This is a genomic window from Agromyces sp. Marseille-Q5079 (genome assembly GCF_051016555.1).
GTDB lineage: Bacteria > Actinomycetota > Actinomycetes > Actinomycetales > Microbacteriaceae > Agromyces.
In genome coordinates, this window is the sequence record NZ_JBPEJF010000006.1 from 203,663 (window position 1) to 211,104 (window position 7,442).

The 7,442-nt window shown below is 69.1% G+C and carries 8 protein-coding genes; 4 read left to right on the forward strand and 4 right to left on the reverse strand.

The window, feature by feature from the left end:
• Nucleotides 1-45 precede the first annotated feature (45 nt).
• Entirely contained in the window at nucleotides 46-684 is a 639-nt protein-coding gene (gene ctaE, locus ACR3IO_RS14960; RefSeq protein ID WP_434072006.1) for an aa3-type cytochrome oxidase subunit III, read from the reverse strand.
• Nucleotides 685-816: 132 nt separating this feature from the next.
• Here ctaE and trpD point away from each other — a divergent pair, with 132 nt between their 5' ends.
• The gene (gene trpD / locus ACR3IO_RS14965; RefSeq protein ID WP_434072007.1) at nucleotides 817-1,869 is read left to right on the forward strand and encodes an anthranilate phosphoribosyltransferase; all 1,053 of its coding nucleotides are present in this window, start codon (nucleotides 817-819) and stop codon (nucleotides 1,867-1,869) included.
• A gap of 62 nt (nucleotides 1,870-1,931) precedes the next feature.
• On the opposite strand, the gene glpK is transcribed toward trpD, so the two are convergent.
• Nucleotides 1,932-3,446 (reverse strand): glycerol kinase GlpK, encoded by a 1,515-nt coding sequence (gene glpK, locus ACR3IO_RS14970; RefSeq protein ID WP_434072008.1) that lies wholly within the window; start codon nucleotides 3,444-3,446, stop codon nucleotides 1,932-1,934.
• A gap of 96 nt (nucleotides 3,447-3,542) precedes the next feature.
• The gene (locus ACR3IO_RS14975) at nucleotides 3,543-4,301 is read right to left on the reverse strand and encodes an MIP/aquaporin family protein (protein WP_434072009.1); all 759 of its coding nucleotides are present in this window, start codon (nucleotides 4,299-4,301) and stop codon (nucleotides 3,543-3,545) included.
• Between the two features lie 204 nt (nucleotides 4,302-4,505).
• Here ACR3IO_RS14975 and dhaK point away from each other — a divergent pair, with 204 nt between their 5' ends.
• Genes dhaK through dhaM form a run of 3 tightly spaced genes read left to right on the forward strand, consistent with a single transcriptional unit; the run spans nucleotide 4,506 to nucleotide 6,883 of the window.
• Entirely contained in the window at nucleotides 4,506-5,507 is a 1,002-nt protein-coding gene (gene dhaK / locus ACR3IO_RS14980) for a dihydroxyacetone kinase subunit DhaK (protein ID WP_434072010.1), read from the forward strand.
• Between the two features lie 10 nt (nucleotides 5,508-5,517).
• Nucleotides 5,518-6,165: a dihydroxyacetone kinase subunit DhaL gene (gene dhaL / locus ACR3IO_RS14985; protein WP_434072011.1), complete on the forward strand. Its 648-nt coding sequence runs from the start codon at nucleotides 5,518-5,520 to the stop codon at nucleotides 6,163-6,165.
• A 1-nt stretch (nucleotide 6,166) separates the two neighbouring features.
• Entirely contained in the window at nucleotides 6,167-6,883 is a 717-nt protein-coding gene (gene dhaM / locus ACR3IO_RS14990; protein WP_434072022.1) for a dihydroxyacetone kinase phosphoryl donor subunit DhaM, read from the forward strand.
• A gap of 44 nt (nucleotides 6,884-6,927) precedes the next feature.
• Here dhaM and ACR3IO_RS14995 read toward each other — a convergent pair.
• Nucleotides 6,928-7,442: SDR family NAD(P)-dependent oxidoreductase (locus ACR3IO_RS14995; RefSeq protein WP_434072012.1), on the reverse strand; the 515-nt coding region annotated here is incomplete at its 5' end.

Here is a 7,442-nt window from a genome sequence, read left to right on the forward strand (position 1 = left end):
TTCTTCCTATTCGCGGGCATGCTGGGTCGGCGCTCCTGCTTACGACTATCTGAGGACGTAGATGACAAGGAAGAGACCGATCCAGACGACGTCGACGAAGTGCCAGTAGTACGAGACGACGATCGCGCTCGTCGCCTCCTTGTGCCCGAAGTTCTTGACGGCGAACACACGGCCGATGACCAGGAGGAATGCGATGAGACCGCCGGTCACGTGCAGGCCGTGGAAGCCGGTCGTGAGGTAGAAGGCCGAACCGTAGGAGTTCGAGTCGAGCGCGATGCCCTCGGAGACGAGGGTGGCGTACTCGAGGACCTGGCCGGCGACGAACACGGCGCCCATGGCGAAGGTCAGGAAGAACCACTCGACCATGCCCCAGTCCCACGGCTTCCAGCTGGTCGCGTAGGGCTTCATCTTCTCGGCCGCGAACACGCCGAACTGGCACGTCACCGACGACAGCACCAGGACGATGGTGTTCGTCAATGCGAACGGGAAGTTCAGGACGCTGGATTCTGCGGACCAGAGTTCAGGCGACGTCGAACGCAGCGTGAAGTAGATCGCGAACAGGCCGGCGAAGAACATGACTTCGCTCCCGAGCCAGACGATCGTGCCCACCGCAACGGTGTTCGGTCGCTTGATCACGGGCGCGCTCGCCTGGAAAGTCAAAGAGGTGCTCGTCACGATGACCATTATGGCCGAAATCAGGGCTGAGTTTTCGTCATCCTTGGTCGCCGTGTCGAATGGGCAAGGGTAAGGATCGCCTTACTTTCGGTGTGGGAGTCCCGTGAATCGGCCGTGAATCCCCTCGCTAGGATCGAATCCATGCCCGTGGAAACGAATTGGCCCGACATTCTCACCGCCCTGCTCGACGGAGAGGATCTCAGCGTCTCGGATGCTGCGTGGTGCATGGAACAGGTCATGACGGGCACCGCGACCCACGCACAGCTCGCCGGCTTCCTCGTGGCGCTGCGCGTGAAGGGCGAGACCGTCGACGAGATCGTCGGCTTCCGCGACGCGGTCCTCGAGCACGCGGTGCCGCTCCCGGTGGATCCGATGGCGCTCGACATCGTCGGCACCGGCGGGGACCGGTTCGGCACGGTCAACGTGTCGACCATGGCCTCCGTCGTGGCCGCGGCATCCGGTGTGCCCGTCATCAAGCACGGCAATCGGGCGGCGAGCTCGGCGTCCGGTTCGTCCGACGTGCTCGCGGCGCTCGGCATCGACCTGACGATGTCGGCCGACCGCGTGGCATCCGTGCTGGAGGAGGCCGGCATCACGTTCGCGTACGCCGCGGCCTTCCACCCGGGCTTCCGTCACGCCGGCGCGGTTCGCGCCGAGCTCGGAGTGCCGACCGTGTTCAACTTCCTCGGCCCCCTGTGCAACCCGGCGAGGCCCGAGGCATCCGCCGTCGGCGTCGCGCAGCTCGATCGGGTGCCGCTCATCGTCGGCGTGTTCCAGACCCGCGGGGCGACCGCCCTCGTGTTCCGGGGCGACGACGGCCTCGACGAGCTCACGACGACCGGCCACAGCCACGTCTGGGAGATCTCGCGCGGCACGGTGAAGGAGCACGACCTCGACCCCAGGGACCTCGGCATCGCCCGCGCGAAGATCGACCAGCTGGCGGGCGGCGACGCGGCCCACAACGCCGAGGTCGTCCACAGGGTGTTCGCCGGCGAGACGGGCCCGGTGCGCGACATCGTCGTGCTGAACGCGGCCGCGGGTCTCGTCTCGTTCGAACTCGCGAAGGACCCCTCCCAGGTGCAGCGGGCGATCCTCGACCGATTCGCCGAGCAGATGGTCATCGCCGCGGATGCGATCGACAGCGGTGCCGCTGCGCGCAAGCTCGACGACTGGATCGCCGCGACCAAGCGCTGAACCGCACACGACGACGGGCCCCGCGGTTGCCGCGGGGCCCGTCGTCGGTTCCGATCAGCTGATCAGTTCACGTCCTCGTCGACCCAGTCGAAGGTCTTCGTGACGGCCTTCTTCCAGAGCCGGAGCTGGCGGTCGCGCTCATCGGGGTCCATCTTCGGTTCCCAGCGGGAGTCCTCCTGCCAGTTGGCGCGGAGTTCGTCGAGATCCGACCAGAATCCCACCGCGAGTCCGGCTGCATAGGCCGCACCCAGGGCCGTGGTCTCGGCGACGACCGGTCGTACCACGGGCACCCCGAGGATGTCGGCCTGGAACTGCATGAGCGTGTTGTTGGCGATCATGCCGCCGTCGACCTTGAGCTCAGTGAGGTTCACGCCCGAATCGGCGTTCACCGCATCGAGCACTTCGCGGGTCTGGAACGCCGTCGCCTCGAGTGCCGCTCGCGCGATGTGCCCCTTGTTGACGTACCGCGTCAGCCCGACCAGGGCACCGCGCGCGTCCGAACGCCAGTACGGGGCGAACAGGCCCGAGAACGCCGGGACGAAGTACGCACCGCCGTTGTCATCCACCGTCTTCGCGAGCTCCTCGACCTCGGGGGCCGAGGAGATGAGCCCGAGGTTGTCGCGCAGCCACTGGATCAGCGACCCGGTGACCGCGATCGACCCCTCGAGCGCGTAGTGGGCCGGCTGGTCGCCGAGCTTGTACCCCAGCGTCGTGAGCAGGCCGTTCTTCGAGTGGACGATCTCGGTGTCGGTGTTGAAGATCAGGAAGTTGCCGGTGCCGTACGTGTTCTTCGACTCGCCCGCGTCGAACGCGGCCTGGCCGAACGTGGCGGCCTGCTGGTCGCCCAGGATGCCGGCGACGGGAACTTCGCGGAGGAGGCTGGACGAGGCCGCGTTGCCGTAGACCTCGGAGGAGGAGCGGATCTCGGGGAGCATCGACTTCGGCACGTCGAACGCCTCGAGGATGTCGTCGCGCCACGACAGCGTCTCGAGATCCATGAAGAGGGTTCGGCTGGCGTTCGTGACATCCGTCGCGTGCACGCCGCCGTCGACGCCGCCGGTGAGGTTCCAGAGCACCCACGTGTCGGTCGTGCCGAACAGCAGGTCGCCCGCCTCGGCCTTCTCGCGTGCGCCCTCGACGTTCTCGAGGATCCAGACGATCTTGGTGCCGGAGAAGTACGTCGCCAGCGGCAGGCCGACGATCGGCTTGAACCGCTCGACGCCGCCGTCGGCGGCGAGCCGGTCGACGATCGACTGGGTGCGGGTGTCCTGCCAGACGATCGCGTTGTACACGGGCTGACCGGTGTTCTTGTCCCAGACCACGGCGGTCTCGCGCTGGTTGGTGATGCCCACGGCGGCGATGTCGTGTCGGGTCAGCTTGGCCTTGCCGAGCGCCTGGCCGATCACCTCGCCCGTGTTGTGCCAGATCTGCATGGGATCGTGCTCGACCCAGCCCGCCTTGGGGAAGATCTGCTCGTGCTCGAGCTGCCCGGTCGCGATGATCGACCCCTTCTTGTCGAAGATGATCGAGCGGGTGCTCGTCGTTCCCTGGTCGATCGCCAGGATGTAGTCGGCCATGACTTCCTCTCATTGCTGCACGCCCCGATCACCGAGGCACGCGATTCAGTGATGTACGTGGCCGCCCGGCCCAGACGGGCCGGGCGGCGGTGTCCGTTATCCGAGGACGGGCAGGAGGGCGAGGGCCGCCCAACCGGCGATGACTCCGCCGATGATCGGACCGACGACGGGGACCCAGGAGTACGACCAGTCGCTGCCGCCCTTGCCCTTGATCGGCAGGAACGCGTGGGCGAGGCGCGGACCGAGGTCGCGCGCCGGGTTGATCGCGTAGCCCGTCGGTCCACCGAGCGAGGCGCCGATCGCGATCACGAGGAACGCCACCGGGATGGCACCGAGTTCGGCCGGCGTGCCGCCGTAGGAGAAGCCCAGGATCACGAACACGAGGACGAAGGTGCCGATGATCTCGGTGACGAGGTTCCAGGCGTACGAACGGATGGCGGGACCGGTTGAGAAGACGGCGAGCTTGCTCGCCGGGTCGGGCTCGGCGTCGAAGTGCTGCTTGTACGCGAGCCAGCAGAACACGGCACCGATGATCGCGCCGACCAGCTGCGCGCCGATGTAGGTGAAGATCGACGCCCCGTCGATCGGGATGCCGGGCACGAACTCCGTCTCGCCCTTGCCGAGGAAGTTCACCGTCAGGCCGAGCGTGACCGCAGGGTTCAGCTGCGCACCCGAGGCGTACGAGACGATGACGCCGGAGAAGACCGCGAGGCCCCAGCCGATGTTCACCATCAGGAATCCGCCGTTGAAGCCCTTGGTCTTGGCGAGCGCGACGTTCGCCACGACGCCGCAACCGAGCAGAACCAGCATCGCCGTGCCGACCATCTCCGAAAGGAAGATGACTCCGAGATTCATTGCTACCCCCTTCGCGTGCGCCGCGACGTTGCGGCCGCAGTGTCACACTATCCCCGCGGCCCGCGCGGAGGGAATGCCCCCGCGCGACATCCGTCGAACCTCTTCCACGCCGGTCCCGTGCGGGCGTAGGTTGGCCGAGGGAGTGCTGCGTCGGAGCCGATGCATGATCGCTCGGCGTCTCGCAGCCCAGGGGAGAGGACGAGCGTGAAGAAGATCATCAACGACCCCAAGCGGGTCGTGGACGAGTCGGTCGCCGGATTCGGCGTGGCGCACGCGGACATCGTGAGGGTCGAACTCGACCCGGTGCACGTGGTCCGGGCCGATGCGCCGATCGCCGGCAAGGTCGGAATCGTCAGCGGTGGCGGCAGCGGCCACGAGCCGCTCCATGCCGGCTACGTCGGCTTCGGGATGCTCGACGCCGCCGTGCCCGGTGCGGTGTTCACCTCGCCCACCCCGGATCCCATCCTCGCGGCCACGAAGGCGGTCGACGGCGGCGCCGGGGTGCTCCACATCGTGAAGAACTACACCGGCGACGTCCTGAACTTCGAGACCGCGGCCGAGCTCGCGGCGATGGACGGCATCACGGTGCGTGCGGTGATCACCGACGACGACGTCGCGGTCAAGGACTCGCTCTACACCGCGGGCAGACGCGGCGTCGCGGGGACCGTGCTCGTCGAGAAGATCGCCGGGGCCGCTGCCGAGCGCGGCGACTCGCTCGACGAGGTCGCCGCCGTCGCGGAGCGGGTCAACGCGAACGCCCGGTCGATGGGCCTCGCGCTCACGGCCTGCATCGTGCCGCACGCCGGCGAGCCGAGCTTCGACATCGGCGAGGACGAGATCGAGATCGGCATCGGGATCCACGGCGAGCCCGGGCGCGAGCGCGTCGGCCTCGAGCCGGCGGATCGACTCGTCGACCGGCTCCTCGAGCCGATCCTCGAGGATCTCCCGTTCGGGGAGGGCGACCGCGTGCTGCTCTTCGTGAACGGCATGGGCGGCACGCCGCAGGTCGAGCTCTACATCGCCTATCGTCGCGCCGCCGAGGCACTCGGCGAGCGGGGGATCGGCATCAGCCGGTCGTTGGTGGGCAATTACATCACCGCGCTCGAGATGCAGGGGATGTCGATCACGCTCCTGAAGCTGGATGACGAGATGATCGAGCTCTGGGATGCGCCCGTGCAGACTGCGGCGCTCCGGTGGGGCCGATAGGAGAACGCGCGTGGGACTGGACATCAACTGGGCCGTCGACTGGGTGAGGCGGAGTGCCGAGGTCGTCTCGGAGCATCGGGTGGAACTCATCCGCCTCGATCGCGACATCGGCGACGGCGATCACGGCGAGAACCTCGACCGCGGGTTCGAAGCCGTGGTTCCCAAGCTCGACGATCTCGCGGCCGGATCGACGCCCGGTGACGTGCTGAAGCTCGTCGCGATGACGCTGATCTCCACCGTCGGAGGCGCCGCGGGCCCGCTCTACGGAACCGCGTACCTCAAGGCCGCGGCCGCAGCCGGCTCGGATGCCTCGCTCGACGGCCCCGCCGTCGCGCGCCTGCTCGCCGCCGCGCGCGACGGGATCGTCGCGCGCGGCAAGGCCGAGGTGGGCGACAAGACGATGATCGACGCGTGGACGCCCGCGGTCGACGCCGCGGCCGACGCCGCCGATGGCGGCGCCGATGCCACGGCCGTGCTCGCGGCGGCGGCCGCGGCCGCGGCATCCGGTGCGGAGGCCACCGAACCGCTGGTGGCTCGCAAGGGTCGCGCGAGCTACCTCGGCGAGCGCTCGGTCGGCCACCGCGATCCAGGGGCGCAGTCGAGCGCCCTGCTGCTGCAGGCGGCGGCCGACTCGGCGTCCGAGTCCACCGGTGCCTGACGTGGGAGGAGCGGGCCGCGTCGGGATCGTCTTCGTGTCGCATTCCTCCAAGATCGCCGCGGGCCTCGTCGAGCTCGCCGCGCAGATGGCGCCGGGCGTGGCGCTCGTCGCGGCCGGCGGCACCGATGACGACCGGATCGGGACGAGCTTCGACCGTGTGATGTCCGCGATCGGCGAGGCCGATTCCGGCAGCGGCGTCGCGGTGCTCTGCGATCTCGGTTCGGCGATCCTGACGGCCGAGACCGCACTGGACTTCATCGACGACGACGTGCGGGCCCGCGTGGTCATCGTCGACGCCCCGCTCGTCGAGGGCGGGGTCGCGGCTGCGGTCGCGGCCGAGTCGGGGGAGCCGCTCGGGTCCGTCGTGCGCGCGGCGAGGTCGGCGGCGGGCGCGACGCCGCCCGACGAGGCCGGAGTCGAGGTGCCGTCGGCAGGCGATGAGGGTCGCGGCGCGGCATCCGCCGGTCTCGTCCGCACCGTCACGATCGTCAACAAGGACGGACTGCACGCCCGTCCGGCGGCCGAACTCGTCAAGCTCGCGAGCACGTTCGAGCAGAAGGTGACCGTCAACGGCACCGATGCGCGGAGCCTGCTCGCGATCATGTCGCTCGGGCTGACCAGGGGTGCGACTCTGGAGGTCGCGACCGAGGACCCCGAGGGGGAGCCCGCGGTCGACGCGATCGCCGCGCTGGTCGAATCGGGATTCGGCGAGGACTGAGCGTCACCCGACGGCGCGGGGCGAGGCGCCCGCGCCGCTCGGGATCAGTTGCCGCCGGCCACCCGGATGTCCGCCCCGGAGGTGTACGAGGCGTCCGCCGACATCAGGTACACGACCGCGCCGGCGATCTCGTGCACTTCGCCGGGTCGGCGCATCGGAATGCCGGGTGCGCGTTCGTCGGGCGCATCCGGCCGCCCCGCGGCGGCGTGGATCTCGGTGCGCGTCGTGCCGGGGGAGACCGTGTTCACGCGGACGCCGACCGGGCCGAACTCCTTCGAGGCGCCCGTCGTGAGTGCGTTCAGCGCGGCCTTGCTCATCGCGTAGGTGATGTACGTGTTGGGCGATCCGCTCTTCGCCGCACCCGACGAGATGTTCACGACGCTGCCGCCGGCCCCGCCCCGATCGGTCGCCATGTGGGCGATGGCAGCCTGCGTCACCACGATCGGCGCGAGGACGTTGACGCGGAAGACGAGCTCGGTCTCCTCGAGCGGGGCGTCGAGGAACGGGCCGATGCGGCCGGTGATGCCGGCGGTGTTCACGAGGCCGGAGACGGTGCCGA

Bases quoted from the DNA above. Each gene is read 5' to 3' on its own strand.
- ctaE (WP_434072006.1), bottom strand. From the start codon at position 684: ATGGTCATCGTGACGAGCACCTCTTTGACTTTCCAGGCGAGCGCGCCC.
- trpD (WP_434072007.1), top strand. From the start codon at position 817: ATGCCCGTGGAAACGAATTGGCCCGACATTCTCACCGCCCTGCTCGAC.
- glpK (WP_434072008.1), bottom strand. From the start codon at position 3,446: ATGGCCGACTACATCCTGGCGATCGACCAGGGAACGACGAGCACCCGC.
- ACR3IO_RS14975 (WP_434072009.1), bottom strand. From the start codon at position 4,301: ATGAATCTCGGAGTCATCTTCCTTTCGGAGATGGTCGGCACGGCGATG.